The sequence below is a fragment of the Streptomyces sp. NPDC003042 genome (assembly GCF_053591315.1).
This window is the reverse complement of sequence record NZ_JBSFTP010000012.1, coordinates 15,916-37,267: the sequence shown is the minus strand read 5'-3', so window position 1 is coordinate 37,267 and position 21,352 is coordinate 15,916. Positions and strand designations below refer to the sequence as shown.

21 protein-coding genes and 1 pseudogene are annotated in these 21,352 nt (G+C 70.8%); 18 read left to right on the top strand and 4 right to left on the bottom strand.

Annotation, left to right across the window (positions count from 1 at the left end; genetic code table 11):
- Positions 1-146: 146 nt before the first annotated feature.
- The gene (locus ACWDYJ_RS09575) at positions 147-737 is read left to right on the top strand and encodes a TetR/AcrR family transcriptional regulator (RefSeq protein ID WP_451564933.1); all 591 of its coding nucleotides are present in this window, start codon (positions 147-149) and stop codon (positions 735-737) included.
- A 115-nt stretch (positions 738-852) separates the two neighbouring features.
- Complete coding sequence (locus ACWDYJ_RS09570; protein ID WP_451564932.1) at positions 853-3,063, top strand: MMPL family transporter; 2,211 nt, start codon at positions 853-855, stop codon at positions 3,061-3,063.
- Between the two features lie 95 nt (positions 3,064-3,158).
- Here the strand turns inward: ACWDYJ_RS09570 and ACWDYJ_RS09565 are convergent, their stop codons facing one another.
- The gene (locus tag ACWDYJ_RS09565) at positions 3,159-3,551 is read right to left on the bottom strand and encodes an SsgA family sporulation/cell division regulator (RefSeq protein ID WP_451564931.1); all 393 of its coding nucleotides are present in this window, start codon (positions 3,549-3,551) and stop codon (positions 3,159-3,161) included.
- A gap of 168 nt (positions 3,552-3,719) precedes the next feature.
- Between ACWDYJ_RS09565 and ACWDYJ_RS09560 the strand changes: the two genes are divergently transcribed.
- The 4 genes from ACWDYJ_RS09560 (at position 3,720) to ACWDYJ_RS09545 (ending at position 7,739) form a co-directional block, all read left to right on the top strand.
- Positions 3,720-4,787 carry an energy-coupling factor ABC transporter permease gene (locus ACWDYJ_RS09560; RefSeq protein ID WP_451564930.1) on the top strand — a complete coding sequence of 356 codons (1,068 nt, stop codon included), beginning with the start codon at positions 3,720-3,722 and terminating at the stop codon, positions 4,785-4,787.
- Between the two features lies 1 nt (position 4,788).
- Positions 4,789-5,550 (top strand): cobalt ECF transporter T component CbiQ, encoded by a 762-nt coding sequence (gene cbiQ / locus ACWDYJ_RS09555; RefSeq protein ID WP_451564929.1) that lies wholly within the window; start codon positions 4,789-4,791, stop codon positions 5,548-5,550.
- Positions 5,538-6,353, top strand: coding sequence for an energy-coupling factor ABC transporter ATP-binding protein (locus ACWDYJ_RS09550; protein ID WP_451564928.1), 816 nt, complete (start codon positions 5,538-5,540; stop codon positions 6,351-6,353). Before cbiQ ends, ACWDYJ_RS09550 begins: the two co-directional genes overlap by 13 nt.
- Before the next feature lie 210 nt (positions 6,354-6,563).
- Positions 6,564-7,739, top strand: coding sequence for a serine hydrolase domain-containing protein (locus ACWDYJ_RS09545; protein WP_451565011.1), 1,176 nt, complete (start codon positions 6,564-6,566; stop codon positions 7,737-7,739).
- A gap of 296 nt (positions 7,740-8,035) precedes the next feature.
- On the opposite strand, the pseudogene ACWDYJ_RS09540 reads toward ACWDYJ_RS09545, so the two are convergent.
- Positions 8,036-8,191, bottom strand: a pseudogene (locus ACWDYJ_RS09540) (YbaK/EbsC family protein); the annotation flags it as partial.
- Between the two features lie 340 nt (positions 8,192-8,531).
- On the opposite strand from ACWDYJ_RS09540, the gene ACWDYJ_RS09535 reads away from it, so the two are divergent.
- The 9 genes from ACWDYJ_RS09535 (at position 8,532) to ACWDYJ_RS09495 (ending at position 14,880) form a co-directional block, all read left to right on the top strand.
- On the top strand, positions 8,532-8,744 hold the full coding sequence (locus ACWDYJ_RS09535) for a hypothetical protein (protein WP_451564927.1): 213 nt from the start codon (positions 8,532-8,534) through the stop codon (positions 8,742-8,744).
- Between the two features lie 91 nt (positions 8,745-8,835).
- A complete protein-coding gene (locus ACWDYJ_RS09530) occupies positions 8,836-9,294 on the top strand; it encodes a hypothetical protein (protein WP_451564926.1) in 459 nt (152 codons plus the stop codon).
- Positions 9,295-9,599: 305 nt separating this feature from the next.
- Complete coding sequence (locus ACWDYJ_RS09525; protein WP_451564925.1) at positions 9,600-10,217, top strand: DUF4328 domain-containing protein; 618 nt, start codon at positions 9,600-9,602, stop codon at positions 10,215-10,217.
- 167 nt (positions 10,218-10,384) lie between these two features.
- Positions 10,385-11,620 carry a helix-turn-helix domain-containing protein gene (locus tag ACWDYJ_RS09520; protein WP_451564924.1) on the top strand — a complete coding sequence of 412 codons (1,236 nt, stop codon included), beginning with the start codon at positions 10,385-10,387 and terminating at the stop codon, positions 11,618-11,620.
- 58 nt (positions 11,621-11,678) lie between these two features.
- On the top strand, positions 11,679-12,098 hold the full coding sequence (locus ACWDYJ_RS09515; protein WP_451564923.1) for a hypothetical protein: 420 nt from the start codon (positions 11,679-11,681) through the stop codon (positions 12,096-12,098).
- Positions 12,095-12,316, top strand: coding sequence for a hypothetical protein (locus ACWDYJ_RS09510; protein WP_451564922.1), 222 nt, complete (start codon positions 12,095-12,097; stop codon positions 12,314-12,316). Before ACWDYJ_RS09515 ends, ACWDYJ_RS09510 begins: the two co-directional genes overlap by 4 nt.
- A gap of 202 nt (positions 12,317-12,518) precedes the next feature.
- Positions 12,519-12,734, top strand: a complete 216-nt coding sequence (gene tgmA / locus ACWDYJ_RS09505; protein ID WP_451564921.1) for a putative ATP-grasp-modified RiPP — start codon at positions 12,519-12,521, stop codon at positions 12,732-12,734.
- A 9-nt stretch (positions 12,735-12,743) separates the two neighbouring features.
- Positions 12,744-13,688, top strand: coding sequence for an ATP-grasp ribosomal peptide maturase (gene tgmB / locus ACWDYJ_RS09500; protein WP_451564920.1), 945 nt, complete (start codon positions 12,744-12,746; stop codon positions 13,686-13,688).
- The gene (locus ACWDYJ_RS09495; RefSeq protein WP_451564919.1) at positions 13,681-14,880 is read left to right on the top strand and encodes an ATP-grasp peptide maturase system methyltransferase; all 1,200 of its coding nucleotides are present in this window, start codon (positions 13,681-13,683) and stop codon (positions 14,878-14,880) included. The genes tgmB and ACWDYJ_RS09495 overlap by 8 nt, the downstream gene beginning before the upstream one ends.
- 218 nt (positions 14,881-15,098) lie before the next feature.
- Here the strand turns inward: ACWDYJ_RS09495 and ACWDYJ_RS09490 are convergent, their stop codons facing one another.
- On the bottom strand, positions 15,099-16,736 hold the full coding sequence (locus ACWDYJ_RS09490; protein ID WP_451564918.1) for a penicillin-binding transpeptidase domain-containing protein: 1,638 nt from the start codon (positions 16,734-16,736) through the stop codon (positions 15,099-15,101).
- Positions 16,737-16,816: 80 nt separating this feature from the next.
- Complete coding sequence (locus ACWDYJ_RS09485; RefSeq protein WP_451564917.1) at positions 16,817-18,595, bottom strand: dolichyl-phosphate-mannose--protein mannosyltransferase; 1,779 nt, start codon at positions 18,593-18,595, stop codon at positions 16,817-16,819.
- An 87-nt stretch (positions 18,596-18,682) separates the two neighbouring features.
- On the opposite strand from ACWDYJ_RS09485, the gene rsmI reads away from it, so the two are divergent.
- The 3 genes from rsmI (at position 18,683) to ACWDYJ_RS09470 (ending at position 21,201) form a co-directional block, all read left to right on the top strand.
- Positions 18,683-19,591, top strand: coding sequence for a 16S rRNA (cytidine(1402)-2'-O)-methyltransferase (rsmI, locus tag ACWDYJ_RS09480; RefSeq protein ID WP_451564916.1), 909 nt, complete (start codon positions 18,683-18,685; stop codon positions 19,589-19,591).
- A 160-nt stretch (positions 19,592-19,751) separates the two neighbouring features.
- Positions 19,752-20,300: a hypothetical protein gene (locus ACWDYJ_RS09475; protein ID WP_451564915.1), complete on the top strand. Its 549-nt coding sequence runs from the start codon at positions 19,752-19,754 to the stop codon at positions 20,298-20,300.
- Positions 20,301-20,310: 10 nt separating this feature from the next.
- Positions 20,311-21,201, top strand: coding sequence for a TatD family hydrolase (locus ACWDYJ_RS09470; RefSeq protein WP_451564914.1), 891 nt, complete (start codon positions 20,311-20,313; stop codon positions 21,199-21,201).
- Positions 21,202-21,352: the final 151 nt, after the last annotated feature.

The window sequence follows — 21,352 nt, the reverse complement described above, 5'->3', positions numbered from 1 at the left end:
CGGGCGCGGCTGGGGGTAGAGGCCAGGTGGGAGAAGGTGACCGACGCCACTGGCAGAAACGAAACGGAACGGTTTCGTTTCGTTACGGCGAGGGGTAGTCTCGCTGGAGTACGAAACGGTTTCGTTCGGAAAAGGGAGGTGCGGAGATGACGGAGCCCATGGCGGCCCGGCGCAGCCGGATCACCCCCGAGCGGGAAGCCGAACTCCACGGCGCGGTCCTGGACCTGCTGCGCGAGGTCGGCTACGAGGCACTGACCATGGACGCGGTCGCCGCCCGTACGAAGTCCAGCAAGGCCACCCTCTACCGCCAGTGGGGGAGCAAGCCGGAGCTGGTCGCCAAGGCCCTTCGATGCACCCAGCCGGTCTCCCTCCGGGAGATCGACACGGGCAGCCTGCGCGGGGACCTCGCGCTCATGGTCGCCCACTCCGACGACGCCCAGATGGCCAAGGACACCGCACTGATGCGGGGTCTGGCCCATGCCGTCCACGAGAGCCCGGAGCTGCACAAGGCGCTGAGGGAGCTGCTGGTCGACCCGGAGCTCAACGGTCTCCAGCACCTGCTCCAACGCGCTGTGGACCGGGGTGAGATCCGCCCGGACTGTCCGGCGCTGGCTTTCGTCCCGCACATGCTCATCGGCGCGTTCATCGCGCTTCCCCTCATCGAGGACCGGTCCGTCGACCGGGCGTTCCTCGGTGCCTTCATCGACGCCGTGGTCTTCCCCGCCCTCGGCGTCTGACTCCCCGGAAGCCCGTTACCCACCGGTTTCTCGCTGTTCCTGACACGCCGCTCTCGTCGTCGGGCCGGCTTTTCCTGCCCTTCCATCCCACGACCTGAACGGGAGAACCACCCACGTGGCCACCTTCCTCTACCGGCTCGGCCGCGGCGCCTTCCGGCGCCGCCGCTTCGTCGCCCTCGTCTGGGTGGCGCTGCTGTTCGCCGCGGGCTTCGGCGCCGCGACGGCCTCCGCGCCCACCTCCGGCTCCTTCTCGATACCCGGCACGGAGGCCCAGAAGGCCTTCGACCTGCTGGACCAGCGCTTCCCGGGCATGGCCGCCGACGGCGCCACCGCCCGTATCGTCATCAAGGCCCCGGCGGGCGCCAAGGTCACCGACCAGGGCGCCAAGACCGAGGTCGAGAAGATCATCTCCGACCTGAAGAGCGGCCCCGGCGCCGCGCAGATCGCCACGGTCGACGACCCGTACCTGACGAAGGCCGTGAGCCAGGACGGCTCCACCGCCTTCGTGAGCGTCAAGTACAAGGTCAGCGGCATGGAGCTGAAGGACGAGACCCGTGAAGCGCTCACGGACTCCGGCTCGGCCGCCCAGAAGCAGGGGCTGACCGTCGAGATCGGCGGCGACGCCCTGATGGCGGCCCCCGAGACCGGATCCGGCGAGATCATCGGCATCCTGGTCGCCGCGATCGTCCTCGTCATCACCTTCGGCTCGCTGATCGCCGCCGGACTGCCGCTGCTGACCGCCCTGATCGGCGTGGGCATCGGCGTCTCCTCCATCACCGCGCTCGCCAACGTGCTGGACCTCGGCAACACCACCTCCACCCTCGCGATGATGATCGGCCTCGCGGTCGGCATCGACTACGCGCTCTTCATCGTCTCCCGCTACCGCGCGGAGCTCGCCGAGGGCCGTGAGCGGGAGGAGGCGGCGGGCCGAGCCGCCGGAACTGCCGGTTCCGCCGTCGTGTTCGCCGGTCTGACCGTGGTCATCGCCCTGGTGGGCCTGGCCGTCGTCAACATCCCGATGCTGACGAAGATGGGTGTCGCGGCTGCCGGAACGGTGGTCATCGCGGTGCTCGTCGCCCTGACGCTGGTCCCGGCCATCCTGGGCTTCGCGGGCAAGAAGGTCCTGCCGGCCGGCGAGAAGAGCAAGCTGTTCGGCAAGGGCAAGCCCGTCGCCGCCGGTGTCGAGAAGAAGGCCAACGGCGGGACCCGCTGGGCCCGCTTCGTCCTGCGCCGCCCCGTCATGGTCCTGCTGGCCGGTGTGATCGGCCTCGGCATCATCGCGATCCCGGCGAGCAAGCTCGAGATGGGCCTGCCGGACGACGGCGCCCAGCCGGTGTCCACCACGCAGCGCAAGGCGTACGACCTGCTGTCCGACGGCTTCGGCCCCGGCTTCAACGGCCCGCTGCTGGTCGTCGTCGACGGCGACAAGGCGCTCGCCGACCGGACCGGCGAGCGGATCAAGGGCCTGGAGGGTGTGGTGGCGGTGACGCCCCCGAGCCAGAACGAGGCCAAGGACGCCGCGATCATCAGCGTCATCCCGAAGGACCGTCCGTCCTCCGCCGCGACCGAGGACCTGGTCCACTCGATCCGCGAGGGCAGCGGGAACGACGTCTTCGTCACCGGCGCGACCGCGCTGAACATCGACTTCTCGCAGAAGATGAACGACGCGCTGCTGCCCTACCTCGCGCTCGTGGTCGGCCTGGCCTTCCTGCTGCTGATGCTGGTCTTCCGCTCGATCCTGGTCCCGCTCAAGGCGGCGCTCGGGTTCCTGCTGTCGGTCGTCGCCGCCCTCGGCGCGGTCGTCGCGGTCTTCCAGTGGGGCTGGCTCGGCTCGCTCTTCGGGGTGGAGCAGACCGGCCCGATCATGTCGATGATGCCGATCTTCATGGTGGGCGTCGTCTTCGGCCTGGCCATGGACTACGAGGTCTTCCTGGTCACCCGCATGCGGGAGGCGTACGTCCACGGTGAACGTCCGGGCCAGGCGGTCGCGACGGGCTTCCAGTACAGCGCGCGGGTGGTCGTGGCCGCCGCCGTCATCATGATCGCGGTGTTCGCGGGCTTCATCGGGGCCAGCGAGCAGATGGTCAAGATGATCGGCTTCGGCCTGGCCGTCGCCGTCTTCTTCGACGCCTTCGTGGTTCGCATGGCCATCGTCCCGGCGGTGCTGGCGCTGCTCGGGCACAAGGCCTGGTGGCTGCCGAAGTGGCTGGACCGGCTGCTGCCGAACGTGGACGTGGAGGGCGAGAGCCTGCGCAAGCACCTCTCGGCTTCCGCCGCCGGGTCTTCGGAGGGCCCGGACAAGGACCGCGAGCTGGCCAACGCCTGACGTTGCACCGTACGGGGTGACCCTGCACCGTACGACCGACGGCCCGGCCCCGTACCCCCTGGTCCTCAGGGGGTACGGGGCCGGGTCCGTTGCGCCTAACGGGTGGCGGAGGCGGCGGGGGAGTGCGTACGGCGCAGGAATCGGCGGAGTGCGGCGATGTCGAACTGGACCATCGCCACACCCTCGGGGGAGTGCAACTCGACGATCGCCTGCACGCGGCCGCAGGGCCAGACGCGTACGTCGCCGCTCCCGGTCGGAGCCAGGAGGCCGGCCTCCAGGAGGGCGCGGGGGAAGACCCACTCGTTGTCCGTGCCTTCGGGGGACAGGTCCGCCGGGAAGACGATCCGGACGGCCAGCGGCTCGGCGGGGGTGAAGCGCAGGGCGACGGGGATGGTCCGGTAGAGAGGGTCGTCGGTGATCACGCGGGCGTGTACGCGCTCCTCGAGGCCGGTCGTGGTCGCTGCGGGATTCTCGGCGGTGGCTGACACGACAAGACTCCTCAGGATCGGAACATATGCGTCCGTTTACCCTGTCCAGCCTCGCACATTCCCACGAAATCGCTCGCCTCTTTTTGTGACGCGGACGCTCTTGCCAATCGTTCGCAACAGGGCACTATCCTTAAGCGGTTAAAGACTGTGTGAGAAGCGGAGCCCTCCATGCACGTGCCCGACGGATTCATCAACGCACCCGTCTCGGTGGCCGCCGGAGTGGCGGCCGTCGCCGCGGTCACGGTCAGCCTGCGCGGCGCCCGGCGTGAGCTCGACGAGCGGACGGCGCCGCTGGCCGGGCTCGTCGCCGCCTTCATCTTCGCCGTGCAGATGCTGAACTTCCCGGTCGCCGCCGGCACCAGCGGCCACCTCCTCGGCGGGGCGCTCGCCGCCATACTCGTCGGCCCGTACACCGGAGTGCTCTGCGTCTCCGTCGTGCTGCTGATGCAGGGCATCCTCTTCGCCGACGGCGGCCTGACCGCCCTCGGCGTCAACATCACCGTCATGGGCGTCGTCACCGTCGTCGTCGCCTACGCGCTCTTCCGCGGGCTGCTCAAGGTGCTGCCGCGCACCCGCCGGTCGGTCACCGTCGCCGCCTTCGTCGGGGCGCTGCTCTCGGTGCCGGCCGCGGCCGCCGCCTTCACCGCGATCTACGCCATCGGGGGGACGGCCGACGTTGCGCTGGGCAAGGTCCTCACCGCCATGGTCGGCGTGCACGTGCTCATCGGCATCGGCGAAGCCGCCATCACCGCGGCGACCGTGGGCGCCGTGATCGCCGTACGGCCCGACCTGGTGCACGGGGCGCACGGGCTGACCGCGCGGCTGAAGCTGCGCGTCGGCGGCGAGCTGGTGGACGCGCCGGCCGCCACCCCCGCGCCCGCACCCTCGGGCGCCCGCTCCACGAAGAAGGTGTGGGCGACCGGCCTGATCACCGCTGTCGTCCTCGCCGGGTTCGTCTCCTTCTACGCCTCCGCCAGCCCCGACGGCCTGGAGAAGGTCGCCGCCGACCAGGGCATCGACGAGAAGGCTCGGGAGCACGGCGCCGCCGGCTCCCCGCTCGCCGACTACAGCGTCAAGGACGTCTCCGACACCCGCCTGTCCGGCGGTCTCGCCGGGGTCATCGGCGTCGGCGTCACCGTCGTCGTCGGCACCGGCATCTTCTGGACCGTGCGCCGTCGGCGCGCCGAGGAGCTGACGGCCACCTCGACGGCCGCCCCCAAGGCTTCGGCGCACTGACATGGGAGCGGGCCACGCGCACAAGCTCTACCGGCACGGCCACTCGCCGGTCCACGCGCTGCCGCCGCACTGCAAGATCGCCGCGGTCTTCGCCTTCGTGGTCGTCGTCGTCTCCACGCCGCGCGAGGCGATGTGGGCCTTCGGCCTCTACGCCGTCCTGATCGCCGCCGTCGCGGCGGTGGCCCGGATCCCGGCGGGCTTCCTGCTGCGGCGGCTGCTGATCGAGGTGCCGTTCGTGGCCTTCGCCGTGCTCATGCCCTTCGTCGCCGAGGGCGAGCGGGTGGACGTATTCGGGATGTCCCTGAGCGTCTCGGGCCTCTGGGGCGCCTGGAACGTGCTGGCCAAGGGCACCCTCGGGGTGGCCGCCTCCGTCCTGCTCGCCTCGACGACCGAACTGCGGGCGCTGCTGCTGGGCCTCCAGCGGCTGAAGCTCCCGCCGCTGCTGGTGCAGATCGCCTCGTTCATGATCCGGTACGGCGACGTGATCACCGGCGAGCTGCGGCGGATGTCGATCGCCCGCCGCTCGCGCGGGTTCGAGGCGCGCGGCATCCGGCACTGGGGGGTACTGGCCAAGACGGCCGGGGCGCTCTTCATCCGGTCCTACGAGCGCGGCGAGCGGGTCTACCTCGCGATGGTCAGCCGCGGCTACACCGGCTCCATGCCGGTGATCGACGAAGTCGCCGCCACGCGTGCCCAGTGGGCGTACGCGGCCGTACTCCCGGTGACGGCGCTGGCCGTCTGCCTGATCGGATGGACGCTGTGACCGCTTCCCCTTCCTCCCTTTCTCCCGCTTCGTCCTCTGCCGTCGGTACTCCCTCCCTGGAGGTGTCCGGCGTCGCCTACGCCTACCCCGACGGCCACCAGGCCCTCTTCGGGGTCGACCTGACCGTCGGGCAGGGCGAGCGGGTGGCCCTGCTCGGCCCCAACGGCGCGGGCAAAACCACCCTCGTCCTGCACCTCAACGGCATCCTGGGCGGCGGCGTCGGCTCCGTGACCGTGGCCGGGCTGCCGGTGGAGAAGCGGAACCTCGCCGAGATCCGCCGCCGGGTCGGGATCGTCTTCCAGGACCCCGACGACCAGCTCTTCATGCCGACCGTGCGCGAGGACGTGGCCTTCGGCCCGGCGGCGGCCGGAATGCGGGGCGCGGAGCTGGAGGCGCGCGTCCGCGACGCCCTGGACCAGGTCGGCATGACCGCCTTCGCCGAGCGGCCGCCGCACCACCTGTCCTTCGGCCAGCGCCGCCGGGTGGCGGTGGCGACCGTACTGGCGATGCGGCCGGAGATCCTCGTACTGGACGAGCCGTCCTCCAACCTGGACCCCGCCTCGCGGCGCGAACTGGCGGACATCCTGCGCTCGCTGGACGTGACCGTGCTGATGGTGACGCACGACATGCCGTACGCGCTGGAACTGTGTCCGCGCGCGGTGATCCTGAGCGAGGGCGTCATCGCGGCGGACGGCCGCACGCGCGACCTGCTGTGCGACGACAAACTGATGGGCGCGCACCGCCTGGAGCTGCCGTTCGGCTTCGACCCCCGTACGCCCGTTTTGACGCGGCTCCCCTCTTGACGCGGCTCTCCTCTTGACGCGGCTCTCGCACTGATCGGCGCCGGAGCGCCTCTCAGGCTTCGAGCCGCTGCGCCGGACTCCGTCCGTCGACGCCCAGCGGCGTGACGCGCTTCGGGGACCCCGGGAAGCAGGACCGCCCGGCCGGCGTTGCATCCTGTCGAGCGGCACAGTCGAGGTGCCGTGGCAGTGGCAGCGGGCGAGGAGTCGGACGTGGATGTCCAGGGGACGGTGGCGGAGGGCTTCGAGCCCGTCAGGGACGCGTTCGTACGCAATTTCGAGGTGCTCGGGGACCGGGGCGCGGCCGTCGCCGTGTACCGGGACGGCCGACGGGTCGTGGACCTGTGGGCCGGTACGAAGGACGCGGAGGGCGGCGGCTCCGGCCCCTGGGAGGCGGACACGGCCCAGGTCGTCCGCTCCGCCACCAAGGGTGTCGCCGCGGCGGTACCGCTGCTGCTGCACCAGCGCGGGCTGCTGGACCTCGACGCGCCGGTCGGGACGTACTGGCCCGAGTTCAAGGCGGGCGGCAAGGAGCAGGTCCGGGTCCGGGACCTCCTGGCCCACCGGGCCGGCGTACCCGCGCTGGACCGCGGGCTGACCCCGGCCCAGGCGGTGGACGGCATATCGGGACCCCGCGCGGTCGCCGCACAGCGCCCCCTGTGGGAGCCGGGCACGGCGCACGGCTACCACGCCCAGACCTACAGCTGGCTCCTGTCCGAGCTGGTGCTGCAAGTGACCGGCGTGTCGCTCGGGACCTGGCTCGCCGAGCACGTCACCGGGCCGCTGGGACTGGACTTCTGGATCGGCCTGCCGGACGCGGAGACCGGGCGGGTGGGCCGGGTCGCCCCGGTGGACCCGCCGGAGCACGCGGGCTCCCTGAAGACCCGCCCGCGCAGGAACGTCTCCGAGGCCTACGCCGACCCCGCCTCCCTCACCCGCCGCGCCTTCGCCGCGATCGACCCCCTGCCCGACGAGAACGCCCCCGCGTACCGGGCGGCGGAACTGCCGGCCTCCGCCGGCATCGGCACGGCGCGCGCCCTGGCCGGCTTCTACGCGGCGCTGCTCGGCGACACGCAGGACGGCGCCCGCCTCTTCACGGCCTCGACCGCCGCCCTCGCCGCCACCGAGCTCTCGTCGGGTCCGGACCGGGTCCTCGTCGTCAACACCCGCTTCGGCCCCGGCTACATGCTGCACGGCCCGGCCTCACCGCTGCTGTCCCCAGCCTCCTTCGGCCACCCGGGCCGCGGCGGCTCACTGGCCTTCGCGGACCCGGAGGCGGGCATCGGCTTCGGCTACGTCACGAACGCCCTGGCCAAGTCGGTCACGGCCGACCCCCGCGCCCAGGCCCTGGTCCGCGCGGTGCGGGGCTGCCTGCCTGCTCCTTCTTGACGCGCCGCTCGCACGGCCCGGCCCTGGTGGGCCTCCGCGCCACGCTGCGGAGCAGCTCATGTCGCAGCGCGTCGCTGCGCCGGACTCCGTCCGTCGGATGGTCCTCGGCCTGCGGTCCGCTGCCTGCGGCACCATCCAGCCTCGCCAGGGGGTATCCCCGGACGGAGTCTGGGGGGGGTTGAGGCGCGGGTCCGGGCAGAGCCCGGCCACGCGCCGGAGCCGCACATGCGGTGCAGCGGAGGAAGGCCGGGTCGGGGAGCAGCCCCGCGCAGCGGGCGGCGGGGCCGGGGGCTCGGTCAGGCGGGCTCGCGTACGTCGGCCAGTGCCGCCCCCGCCTGTTGGATGAGTTCCTTCGGAGGCATCGGGAACACCGTGTGCGGGGTGCCGGCCGCCGCCCAGACCACGTCGTGGTGCAGCAGGGACCGGCCCGCCAGTACGCGCGGCCGGGTGCGGCTACGGGCTCTCGAAGAAGCAGGCGCCCGGCGGCTCCCGCTCGGACCTGTGGGTCGTAGACGGCACGCTCATCCCCCTCGGCGTTCGGCGAACGTGCAGCTCGTGTTCCGTGCCCGTGACCGGCGGTCAGAGGCACTTTTCGCTTGCCTGACCACCCGTCGGACAGCCGCTTTCGAGTGTGAAGCAGCGGGCGGCCGACTCGTACGGGCCTCCACGTGGTCAACGGCCCGTGTACGTTCGTGTCGAAGATCAACATCACCAGCCTGCGTCCCGGTGCGTACAACGAGCGGCACAAGGCGGGAGCCAAGGACGCTCTGCCCACCGCTCCGAAGGGCCGCGGTGCGCTTTCCCCTCGCGCCCGGCGATGCCACGATTCTCGTCGACGGCAACGGTACGCCCACGTGCAACTGGGGGTGGACGTGTCTGTGGATGGACGCGAACTACTACGGTCGTAAGTACCAGTGGTCCGATGGCCGCCTCGACAACCTCCACAACCACGGCTACCCCACCGGAGGGAACTGGGGCGACAAGGCCGACGAGCTAGTCATGTGATCTTTGGCGCCACGCCAGCTTCCTCTGCGCCCCTGCTGCCATATTGTGCAGGGGGCGCAGCTTTGTCTCCCTCGTACCGGAAGGCACGCCCATGCCTGTACAGCACCGCCACCGCGCCACCGTCCTCGCCGCCCTCTGCGCCCTGCTTCTCAGCGGGTGTTCCTTGACCAGCGAGCCGGTCAACACTGCCGGTATCCCCGCGACCCTGCCTGCTCCCGCCCCTCACGGCCCCTACGCGCCCGAGGATGCCGCCCGCGCCGAAGAGCTGAAGCGATGGGCAACCTCCAACGCCGACAGCGGGCAGAAGACGGCCGCCACCCGAGTCAGGGCAGTACAGATCGTGGAGTCGGGCGACACGCAGCATGTCTACCTCCATACCGACCTGCCCCATACCAACGGCACGCCACCGGAGCAGACAGCCAACCTGTTCGCCGTCTACGAGGCCTGGCCTAACCGTCCTGCCACGGCAGTGCGGATCGGCGCGTTCGACGCCGACGGCCACCGATTCGGCACCGCAGGAGTCCCGCTTCCCACGCCCTCGGCCGGTTGAACCTACATGCCTGCGGCTTCTTAGTGCGGCCCGGAGGCACGCGCAAGCAGTTTGCGCCCTCCGTCGTTGTGTGTGGGGGGTGATCGGTCCGTCCGTGTACCGGGCCGGGGTTCGGACTTGCGGTTTTGCCATGGACGCGCCATCTACGACTGGCGTAACCTGCGCACGCCCTCGCCCGCGGGCGATTCCGCTTCCGCCTGTGAGGGGCCACCGGCATGTCCGCATCCAGCGATCTCCGCCCCCGTGCGCCACTGCCCGCACGGGTGCCAAGGACACCGCGAGGCCTGGCGGCCGGGGTTCTGATCTTGCTGGCGGCCGTCGCCGTCAGCGATCTCTTCGCCGCCTACGCCGGCTTCCGGATCTACACCGTGATCGAGGGGGACGGAGGCTTTGCCTTCGCCCCCCAGGACGAGCTGGACCGTGCGGATGCGCTGTACCGGACGGCGGGCCATTTCCAGCCCGTGGCGTTCTTCGTCTGCGCGATCGTCTTCATCGTCTGGTTCCACTGGATGCGCCGCGACGCCGGGGTGTTCGGGTCGCCGGACCGGTTCCACCGGGGGCCCGGCTGGGCCATCGGTTCCTGGTTCATCCCGTTCGTCAACTTCTGGCTGCCCTACCGGATCGCCATCGACATGTGGGGGGCCAGCACCCGGCTACCAGCCGACGGCCAGCCGTACAAGGTCTCGTTCTGGCCTGTGAACCTGTGGTGGGGCCTGTTCGTCCTCACGGCCTTGTCCAACCAGTACGCCGGACGGCGCTACAACAACGCCCAATCGCTCGGCGATGTACGGGACGCCGTGTTCCAGGTGCTGCTGGCCGACCTGCTGAACATCGCCGCGGCCGCGGCAGCGGCACACTTCGTCATCCGCCTGACAACCATGCAGCGCCTGAAGGCGGCCGAAGGGCCCTACGGCAAAGCCTGAGCGGATGCGGGGAGGATCCCGCACACCACGAAGCCTCCGCCTCCTGAGACCGCCGGGCCGACGGTGCTTCTCCGTTTGGGAGATGTCTTGGCCAAGGGCCGCCTCCTGCGGCATCCCGGCGGTACCGTCTGATCAGAAGCGGTTGCGGACCGGGGTGGGTGGTGGATGTGGTCAAGTACGTTGAAGAGCAGGAGCAGATCGGGCAGCGCGTCCGACGGCAGCGACTCCGGCTCGGAATGACCCAGGCCGATCTCGCGGCGGCTCTCAGCCGGACCCAGGGATGGGTGTCCCGGGTGGAGAAGGGCGCGATCGAACTCGACCGGGCCGCGTTGATCAACCAGCTGGCCTCCGCGCTCCACTGCCACCCGAATGCTTTAATCGGCCGTCCTTACACCGATGTTGTCGCCGACAACCCATGGCAGGCCGCCGCCGCTTCCATCCTCCGGGAGTTGCGCCGGTACGACCTCGCGCCCGTCTTCGACGGCACCCCTCGTGCCTCCGCCACGCTCTGGCAGGACATGCGACGCCTTCACCGGCTCCGCGACGCCGCCGCCAACACCAGCATCATCAAAGAGCTCCCGGACGTGTTCCGGGAGTCCCGCGCCCTGGCAGAGGTCTCCACCGGACACGAACGCGAAGAGGCGTACGCGATCTACGCGGTGGCGTGCAAGTTCGCCCACACCGCCGCACACGCCCTCGGACATCCCGAACTGATCGCCATGTCCTGCGAGCGCGCCGCGTGGTCGGCACAACTCTCCGGGGACCCGCTCATGCCCGCCGTGGCGGACTGGATGCGCGTATGGGACATGTGGGCCACCGCGGACTGGGATGACGCCACGTCCCTGTCGGACAAGGCCCTGGCAACCATCCAGGACGCATACGACCAGGGCGATCCGCCGGCCCTTCGACTGTGGGGTGCGCTCCAACTCCGAGCCGCCGTCTCGCAGTCCCGCGCGAACCGCCGGGGTGAAACCCGGGACCGCATCCGCCAGGCCAAGGCCGCCGCAGACCGCGTCGACACCTACGCCGGCCCCCCGGTCATCGACCGGCACAGCCTCACCTTCTCCTCAGGCAACGTCCACATCCACTCCATCAGCGTGGCCCTGGAACTGGGTGATCAGCGCATGGCGCTCGCCCTGAACCGACGTATCGACCCCGAACGGCTCGCCGCCCTCCCCAACTCCCGTCGCGGCCACCACCACATGGACTTGGCCCGCGCCTGGCTGTGGGACGGCAACCGCGACAAGGCACTCACCGAACTGGAAACGGCCGAACGCCTCGCCCCCCAGTTGATCAGGAACCACCCGATCGGCCGCGCGACCCTGCGGAGCATCGTCCATGCCGAACGGGCCGCCACGAGAGAGCGCCTGCGGGGCATGACCAACCGATTTTCACTGGACTGACCTGCGGACATTCCCCGGACTCATATTCAGCTGTAGCGGGCTGCATACGGTCCGCTACATGACCGGACGACGAAAACCGCACCAGGCCCCGCGTTGCCGTCTCTCAACTGATGCCACCGGATGGCCTCAGCGCGGCGACCTCGTTCACGACAGCGCCCGCGACCGTATTGGCGTAGTCATCGACATCCCCGATGACACGAGCACCACGGTGTACCGCCTGTGCCCCGAGGGCGGTGGCGACACATGGGGCGCTCCCCTGAGCGCGCTCTTACCCGCCGCGGAAGCGGACCCTTGTCCGGAGCTGCCACAGCGTACCCCCGGCGTCACCATCCGGCTGGACGACCTCGCCGAAGCGCCCATCCGGGATGCCCTCGGCCAGCCCAGCCCGGGCCTCCGCGCCCGCGCCGCAACAGGCCTGGAGAAGTTCTGGCGCCCTGTCGGCGACGACCACCCGGACGACGGGGCCCGAGACCGGTGAGCCCGGTGGACTGCTTCGGCCACGAGCCGGACCCCCGCATCGGCAGGCAGGTCCGGGACATCGCCAGCGGCGCCGAGGGGGAGCTGATGGCCATCGTCTCCGAGGACATCCCCAACTTTGAGGGTGTTCCGATGACCGTGCGCCTTGCGTACATCCGTCCCGCCGGTGGGGGCCTGGAACTGTCCACGGCGCCCATGAACCTCGAAGTCAGCTGGTGAAGCCCCCACGGGGGTGGGGTCAGCGCATGGCCGTGCTGGTCTACGTCGCCCTCGTCGGCGCTCTGGTCGTCGCACTCGCGATGGCCTGCGCCACCAGCCGATGAATCACACAGACTCCCGCCCGGCTCCGGTCCTTCGGAGGCGCCGGGTACGGGCGGGTGCACAACCACGTACCACTCGAAGCGATCGAAAGGAGAACACCATGAGCATCATCAGCACGGAGACGCAGCCGTTCGCGATGCGGTACGCCGCGCGACAGACCAGCGAACCGCCGAACTCCACTGGTGTCACGTACGACAGGGACGTGCAGATCGCCGTCACGTCCGAGGGCAACCCCTGGGCCCACACGGCCAGCGGCGAAACCAGCAGCAACACCAACTCCGACAGCAAGAACGACGAAGGAACCGACTTCTACTAGGAGAACCCGGTGACGGAACTCGACGGCGGGACGGTGCTGGTTCTGACGAGCCGGCTCGACCCGACTGCGGACCTGGTGGTCGAACACCTCAACCGCCGGAACATCGCGGTGTTCCGGTGCGACACCGCCGAGTTCCCCGTGGAACTCACGCTCTCCGCGACGCTCGGAGCGGGGTGGGGTGGGGTCCTCGACAACGGCCACCGCCAGCTCGACCTCTCCGGGGTCCGGTCGGTGTACTTCCGCAGGCCCGAGGAATTCCGGCTGCCTGACGGTCTGTCCGAGGCTGGGCGGCGGTTCGCTGCCGCCCAGTCCCGGGCCGGATTCGTCGGTGTCGCCGTGGCTCTGCCGTGCCTGTGGATCAACCATCCCGCGCGGGACCTGGACGCCAACCACAAGCCGTGGCAGCTCGCCGTGGCCCAGCGACTTGGACTCAATCCTCCGCGCACCATCATCACGAACGACCCGCAGGCGGCCCGTGAGTTCGCCGCAGACCTCGGTGCCCCGATCATCACCAAAAGCCTCGGTTCCGCCGTCGACACAGTGGTGATCGACCCCGCCGACCTCGACGACTCGGTGCGGCTGTGCGCCCACTTGTTCCAGGAGTGGATCGACAAGGCCCACGAGGTACGGCTGACCGTCGTTGGGAACCGCTTCTTCCCGGTGGAGATCCACGCCGGATCGGATGCGGCACGCATCGACTGGCGCACCGACTACAAGAACCTCACCTACAAGCCCACGACCATCCCCGGCCCCTTCCGCGAGCGCGTCACCGCCTTCATGCGGCAGTTCGGACTCGTCTTCGGCGCCTTCGACTTCATCGTGACTCCGGTCGGCGAATGGCGTTTCCTGGAGGTGAACCCGAACGGGCAGTGGTCATGGATCGAACAGCAGACGGGCGTGCCGATCTCGCGCGCCATCGCGGACCTACTGGAGAAGGGCAGCACCGATGACTGACACCTTGGACGAGACCGACGAGAAGGCCCGCGACTTCCGCAGGAAGCTGGTGGAAGAACTGGAACGGGATGGATCACTCCGCTCCCCGCAGTGGCGCGACGCTGTGCTGACCGTGCCCCGGCACGTCTTCCTCCCTGCCTTTTACACCGACGCCAACGGCGTGGACGGCATCACGCAGTACGCACGAATCAGCCGGAAGACGAACCCGGACGAGTGGCTGGCGCTGGCCTACCAGAACAAGACGTGGGTGACCCAGCTCGACCGCGGAACCCCACCGCTGGGAGCCGCGCTCGCCACCGGAACGCCCACCAGCTCCTCGACGCTGCCCGGCGTCGTGGTGCGCATGCTCGAAGACCTCGACGTCCCCGACGATGCGAAGGTGCTCGAAGTCGGAACCGGCACCGGCTACTCCACTGCCCTGCTGTGCGAACGGCTCGGCGACCAGTGCGTCACCAGCGTGGAGCATGACGCGGGACTGTCCGCCACCGACGGTGAACGTCTCGCGGCCATCGGATACCGCCCCCGCCTGGTCGTCGGTGACGGCGCCAAGGGGAGCCCCGAGGGGGCTCCGTACGCACGCATCACCGCCACCTATTCGCCCAGCCACGTCCCGGCCGCATGGCTGGAGCAGGCCGCACCCGGCGCCGTCATCCTCGTCTCTCTCGTCGGCAGCCTCGACGCCTACGGCTATGTGAAATTGCACGTGGTCGATGACCGTACGGCCGAAGGCCGGTTCATCGACTCCGCCGTCTCGTTCATGCTCTCCCGCGAAACGCAACGGCCCGTGATCGGTCCCCTCATGCGTGCCGCCCTCCAGGACCGCGCAGACGCCGCCGGCACCGAAACACCAATTCACCCGGCGGTACTCGATGACCCGGCGTTCCTGTGGGCCGCGCAGCTCGCCGTACCCGGCACGACCCGGCTGCGCCTCGGAGCAGAGGGAGTCACCGGGCAATGGTTCCTCCACCCTGACGGATCATGGGCCGTTCTGGAATCGCACGAGAACGGCACCACAAGAGCCTGCCAGGGAGGCCCTCGGACGCTGTGGTCCGAACTGGAAATGACGGCCTCCCGGTGGCTCGCAGACGACCGTCCGGGGCTCGACCGCTACGGCCTCACCGTGAGGTCGAAGGCGAACACCGTGTGGCTGGACGAACCCGCGAACCAGGTCGGAACGCTCCCGGCCACCTGACAGTCCGCACACAGCAGCGTTCTCTCCTGCATGTGCAGGAGAAGGGGGGCGCTGCTGACTGGCACAGGTATCGCCCGGTCGGCATCGCAAGCCCCTGGCGTGATGGGACATGCAGCCCGCATCGGGTGGGGGCTCCGCCCGGCCACCGCCGGACGGAGTCCGGCGCAGCGGGCCGAAGCCGGGGAGGCCCGCCAGGGCCGAGCGGTGCGAGGGGTGCGTCAGGAGTTCAGCACCGCCGCTACGATCCGGCCCGCCGAGTCGCCGCCGTGGCCGCCGGCTTCGACCATCGCGGCCGCCGCCACGTCGCCGCTGAAGCCCGTGAACCAGCTGTCCGGGTTCTTCGCGCCGTCGACCTCCGCCGAGCCGGTCTTCGCGCCCTTGTCGGAGCCGCCCACCGCCGACATCGCCGTGGCGGCGGTGCCGCCCGCGGATGCCGTCTGCTTCATCATCCGGACCAGCTGCGCCGAGACGCCCGGCTTCAGCGGGCGGGCGGCCGTGGCCAGGGTGCGTCCGTCGAGGGAGGCTTTGACGATCACCGGCTGGCGGAAGATCCCGGTCCGGGCGGTCGCCGTGATGGAGGCCACGTTCAGCGGGTTCATCAGGATGGGGCCCTGGCCGATGTACTCGGCGGCCGCCGCCGGTCCGGAGGTCTCCGGGACCTCTCCGTCCTGCGTGGGGACGCCCGTCTTCCAGTCCAGCCCGATGCCGAAGACGTCCTTGGCCTCGCGCGGCAGCGCCCTGTTGTCGCCGACCTCGTCGATCAGGCCGATGAAGGCGGTGTTGCAGGACTTGGCGAAGCTCGTGGAGAAGGGCTGCCCCTCCAGGGAGAAGTTGCCCAGGTTGCGGAAGGGCTTGCCGTCCCACGAGACGCTCTGCGGGCATGCCGCGACCTTGTCCGCCGAGACGAGGCCCTTCTCCAGCAGCATGGCCGCCGTCACGATCTTCATCGTCGATCCGGGGGCGCGCCGGCCCTGGAGGGCCGCGTTGAAGCCGTCCTTGCGGTGGTTGGCGATGGCCAGGATGTCGCCGGTGCTCGGCTTGACGGCGACCACCGAGGCCTCGGCGTACGCCGCCACGGCCTTTTCGGCGGCGGCCTGCACGTCGGCGTCCAGCACGGTCTGGATCTCGCCCGGCTTGCCCTCCACCAGCGTGAGCAGGGTCCGCTTCGGTGCGTCCTGGCCGGCCGGCTCGATCCACAGCTCGACGCCCGGGGTGCCGCCCGTCTTCTCCCCGTAGGTCTTGCGCAGCGAGTCCAGCACCGGTCGCAGGGACGGGTACTGCTCGGCCGTCAGTTCCTTGCCGTTGCGGTCGACCGCCTTGACCGGCGGGCTGGCCGGGGTGCCCGCGCGCAGTTTCTCGTCCTGCTGGAGCTGCGGGTGGATGACCGAGGGACGCCAGTCGACGAGTGCCTTACCGGTGCTGACGCCGCGTACGACGGTGAGCTGGGAGTCGTAGACGAGGGGCTTGGTCGTGCCCTCGACAGTGACCTCGGCCTCCACCTTGAACGGCACGGTGGTGCCGTTCGGGGCGCCGGGCGTGATCACGGCCTTGGACACGTATGCCTTGGCCTTGTAGTCGGCGACCGCCGTCTGTGCGGCCTGGGCGTTGTTCGTCAGGTCGCCGGCCGTGCGGTCCTCGCCGGCCGCCCACGCGGCCAGGAAAGCCTTCGCGGCCGCGGCGGCCTCCTTGTCGGTGACGGGCCCGGTGGTCTTCGGCGCGTCCGCCGCCTTGTTCGCGACCCCGCCCCCGCCACCACCGCTCTCGTCCGCCACGAGCGTGTACGCCCCGTACCCCGCACCGCCGACCATCACGAGGAAAACCCCGCCGATGATGGCACCTTTCGCCGCCCCGTTCACCGCGTCCCCTCCCCAGGAGCCCCCCGTTCTCTGAACATGTTCAAAGAACCCGTGGCGCAGACCTTACGCTCCGCAACCCCTCAGATCCAGGTGTCCAACCACATCCGGCCACGCCAGGAGTCCATCGGCAGGGTTTCGCCCGTGTAGATCGGCCAGAAATAGATGAAGTTCCAGATGATCAGCAGCACCAGCACGCCCGCCCCGACCGCCCCCAGCGCGCGGCGGCGTTCCGTGGAGCCCGCCGGGCCGAGGAGGGCGCCGATCATCATGGCCACCGCCAGGCACAGGTACGGGACGAAGACGACCGCGTAGAAGTAGAAGATGGTCCGTTCCTGGTAGTTGAACCAGGGCAGCAGGCCCGCGCCCAGCGCGCACGCGATCGCGCCCGCCCGCCAGTCGCGGCGGAAGAACCAGCGCCACAGTACGTACAGCAGCGCGAAGCAGCCCGCCCACCACAGGAGCGGGGTGCCCAGGGCCAGTACCTCGCGGGCGCACTTGCCCGCCTCGGTCGCCGGGCAGCCGTCGGTGCCGGGCGCGGGGGACTCGTAGAAGAAGGAGACGGGCCGGCCCAGGACCAGCCAGCTCCAGGGGTTGGACTCGTAGGTGTGGCCCGAGGTCAGGCCCACGTGGAACCTGTAGACCTCGGTCTCGTAGTGCCACAGGCTGCGCAGCCACTCCGGCAGGAAGGACAGCGAGCTGCCCTGGTCGTTCTTGGCGGCCCAGTCGCGGAAGTAGCCGCCCTTGCCGTTGTCCGGGCTCAGGATCCAGCCCGTCCAGGAGGCCAGATAGACGGCGATCGCCACCGGGACGGTGGACAGGAAGCCGGGCAGCGCGTCGCGGCGCAGCATCGCCGCGTACGGGCTGCCCGCGCCCGCGGTGCGGCGTGCGGCGGCGTCCCACAGCACGGTGAGGACGCCGAAGAAGGCCAGCACCACGAGGCCGTTCCACTTGGTGCCGAAGGCCAGGCCCAGGCAGACGCCGGCCAGGATCCGGTAGGGGCGCCAGCCCAGCCCCAGCCTCTCGGCGACCGCGACGTCGGGCCGGGCGCGGCCCTCCTCGTCCACCGGGAGCGCGGCGGCGAGCCGGGCCCGCGCCTTGTCCCGGTCGATGAGCAGCGCCCCGAAGGCGGCCAGGACGAAGAACATCAGCACCAGGTCGAGCAGCGCGGTCCGGCTCATCACCAGGTGCAGCCCGTCCACCGCCAGCAGCGCGCCGGCGAGGCAGCCGAGGAAGGTGGAGCGGAAGAGGCGGCGCCCGATCCGGCACAGCATCAGCACGGACAGGGTGCCGAGCACCGCCGTCATGAACCGCCAGCCGAAGGGGTCGAAGCCGAACATCCACTCGCCGAGCCCGATGACCCACTTGCCGACGGGCGGGTGCACGACGTAGCCCGGGTCCAGGGGCAGCGGTACCCCGTCCGGGTTGGCGAGGATCGATTTGTCGATGTCCTTGGGCCAGCTCGCCTCGTAGCCCTGGCGGACCGTGGCCCAGGCGTCCTTGGCGTAGTACGTCTCGTCGAATATCACCGCCTTGGGGCTGCCCAGGTGCGCGAACCGCAGCACCCCCGCGACGAGCGTGACCAGCAGCGGCCCCGCCCACGCCATGACGCGCTGCCAGGCGCCGGTGGCCGAGGCGGGGACGCCGAGGGCCGTCCACAGCTGGGCGGACGGCCGGGCGTAGGGAGGTACGAGCCGCGTACGGACGTCCGCGCGCGTCCACCGTCCAGCGGCGGGCGGCCGGTAGCCGAACCCGCGCAGGCGGCGCAGCCAGACGGGCTGCTCGTGCTCAAAGTCGCGTCCGCCCGGCGGGGCGGGCGGGGCCCCCGCGGGGCTGGGCGGCGGCGTCGCGGTACTGGTCACCGGGTCATCGTAGGGAACGCGTCTGTGGGCGCCCCAGTTGCCAGGCGCGTCGGGGGCCTCGCGGGGCCCCAATGAGAGGATGGGCGGGTGACAGCTGACCAGGCCCGCGGTACCGAAGCCTCTCCCTCCACTTCCGACCCGATCGGCATCCTGGTCCTCGCCGGGACGCCCATCGGCGACCTCGCCGACGCCCCGCCCCGGCTCGGGACCGAGCTGGAACGGGCCGATGTGATCGCCGCCGAGGACACCCGGCGGCTGCGCCGGCTGACCCAGGGGCTCGGAGTGCACACCACCGGGCGCGTCCTGTCGTACTTCGAGGGGAACGAGTCCGCCCGCACCCCGGAGCTGGTCCAGGCCCTGGAGGCGGGCAAGCGGGTCCTGCTGGTGACCGACGCCGGGATGCCCTCGGTCTCCGACCCCGGCTACCGGCTGGTCGCCGCCGCCGTGGAGAAGGACATCAAGGTCACGGCCGTGCCCGGGCCGTCCGCCGTGCTCACGGCGCTCGCGCTGTCGGGGCTGCCGGTGGACCGGTTCTGCTTCGAGGGGTTCCTGCCGCGCAAGGCGGGCGAGCGCCTCGGACGCCTGCGCGAGGTGGCGGGCGAGCGGCGCACGCTCGTCTACTTCGAGGCCCCGCACCGGCTCGACGACACCCTGGCGGCCATGGCCGAGGTCTTCGGCGCGGACCGGCGGGCCGCCGTGTGCCGCGAGCTGACCAAGACCTACGAGGAGGTCAAGCGCGGCGGTCTCGGCGCGCTGGCGCTCTGGGCGGCGGAGGGTGTGCGCGGCGAGATCACGATCGTCGTGGAGGGCGCCGCGGCGGCCGGGCCCGGCGATGTGGACGACGAGGAGCTGGTGCGGCGGGTGCGGGTGCGCGAGGAGGCGGGGGAGCGCCGCAAGGAGGCCATCGCGGCGGTGGCGGCCGAGGCCGGGGTACCCAAGCGCGAGGTGTTCGACGCGGTCGTCACGGCAAAGAATGCGGCACAAAAGGTGCCATAAGTCGGTAAAGAGCTAACCTGAAGAGCAAAGCTCGGACCGCGCACCGGGCGCCTTGGACACGAGTCGCCCAAAGGCCGTCCAACACTTGGCAGGGCCTGATGCGCTCCCGCCCGCAGAGGCGTCCACTGGCAGAGGCACCAGTGGAACAAGAGGAGCTGGCATGAGTGAGATCGCAGACACCCCGGCGTCCGTCCCGGCGCCCGCGCCCGCACGGACCCCCGTCGGGCCCTCCGTACCGACCGTGCACGAGGCGTACTCCTTCGCGTGCATGAGGTGCGGGTACGGCTGGGAGCAGGGGTACGAGATCGAGCACCACGTCGACGGCAGGGGCGGGGACTTCATCATCTACACCGTCGGCGGCGAGCGGGTCCCCTCCCCGCTGTCCAATCCGACCTGCCTGAACTGCGGCGGCCACGTGGTGCGGATCATGCGCGAGGGCCAGGTCTCCTCGGTGCGCGGCATGCTCGACCAGCTCTACCACCACCCCGGGATCGCCCCCGGGATCGCCGGGCCGGTGCCCGCCACCGGAGCCGGCTACGAGCACGAACGCCGCCACAGGGGCGGGCGGCACACGGGCAGCCTCGCGGCCGGTGCGCCGGGAGAGCCGGGGGACGTGCCGCACACGGCTCCCGGGCCGGTGCACGTCACGGACGAAGGCGAGGGCGGCGGGCCGCTGGCCCGTCTGCTGAGCCGCCTGCGCCGGTCATAAGATCGGCCGCATGAGCTCATCCGTTGAGAAGACGCAGCCCAAGGACGCGCCGCCGCCGCTGCCGGAGCCGTTGAGGGTGGCCGTCGCGGACTCCCACACCCACCTCGACATGCAGTCCGGCACGGTCGAGGAGGGCCTCGCCAAGGCCGCCTCGGTGGGCGTGACCACCGTCGTGCAGGTCGGCTGCGACGTGAAGGGCTCGCGCTGGGCCGCCGAGACGGCCGCCGCCCACGAGAACGTCCACGCCGCCGTGGCCCTGCATCCGAACGAAGCCCCCCGGATCGTGCACGGAGACCCGGATGGCTGGTCGCGTCAGGGCGCGCGGACCGGCGGCGGCGAGGCGGCGCTGGACGACGCGCTGGCCGAGATCGAGGCGCTGGCCGCCTTGGCGCACGTCAAGGCGGTCGGTGAGACCGGGCTGGACTACTTCCGCACCGGGCCGGAGGGCATGGCCGCGCAGGAGCGTTCCTTCCGCGCGCACATCGAGATCGCCAAACGGCAGGGCAAGGCGCTGGTGATCCACGACCGCGACGCCCACGCGGACGTGCTGCGCGTGCTGCGCGAGGAGGGCGCGCCCGAGCGGACCGTCTTCCACTGCTACTCCGGCGACGCCGACATGGCCCGGGAGTGCGCGGCCGCCGGCTACTACATGTCCTTCGCCGGGACCGTCACCTTCAAGAACGCCGGATCGCTGCGCGAAGCCCTCGCGGTGGCCCCGCTGGAACTGGTGCTGGTCGAGACCGACGCGCCGTACCTCACTCCGGCGCCGTACCGCGGACGGCCCAACGCGTCGTACCTCATTCCGCTGACCGTACGGGCGATGGCGGCGGTCCGCGGGCTCGACGAGGACGTCATGGCGACGGCCCTCGCCGCCAATACGGCACGCGCCTTCGCCTATTGATCCGCCGCCGCTCCACCCCCTCGCTCCGCTGTGCTGTACGTCCGTTCGGCCGACACGCTGAGTAATCGAACGGCTTTGATACGTGACGACGACCCCCGCTAGGGTGCCGTGCCCGAACCAGCCGGGGCCGGACCAGTGGAGCGAGCGTCGT

Coding starts and splice junctions, on each gene's coding strand:
- ACWDYJ_RS09470 (WP_451564914.1), top strand. CDS start 20,311: ATGAGCTCATCCGTTGAGAAGACGCAGCCCAAGGACGCGCCGCCGCCG.
- tgmA (WP_451564921.1), top strand. CDS start 12,519: ATGAGCATCATCAGCACGGAGACGCAGCCGTTCGCGATGCGGTACGCC.
- ACWDYJ_RS09530 (WP_451564926.1), top strand. CDS start 8,836: ATGCCTGTACAGCACCGCCACCGCGCCACCGTCCTCGCCGCCCTCTGC.
- ACWDYJ_RS09475 (WP_451564915.1), top strand. CDS start 19,752: ATGAGTGAGATCGCAGACACCCCGGCGTCCGTCCCGGCGCCCGCGCCC.
- cbiQ (WP_451564929.1), top strand. CDS start 4,789: ATGGGAGCGGGCCACGCGCACAAGCTCTACCGGCACGGCCACTCGCCG.
- ACWDYJ_RS09550 (WP_451564928.1), top strand. CDS start 5,538: ATGGACGCTGTGACCGCTTCCCCTTCCTCCCTTTCTCCCGCTTCGTCC.
- ACWDYJ_RS09575 (WP_451564933.1), top strand. CDS start 147: ATGACGGAGCCCATGGCGGCCCGGCGCAGCCGGATCACCCCCGAGCGG.
- ACWDYJ_RS09495 (WP_451564919.1), top strand. CDS start 13,681: ATGACTGACACCTTGGACGAGACCGACGAGAAGGCCCGCGACTTCCGC.
- ACWDYJ_RS09560 (WP_451564930.1), top strand. CDS start 3,720: ATGCACGTGCCCGACGGATTCATCAACGCACCCGTCTCGGTGGCCGCC.
- ACWDYJ_RS09515 (WP_451564923.1), top strand. CDS start 11,679: ATGACCGGACGACGAAAACCGCACCAGGCCCCGCGTTGCCGTCTCTCA.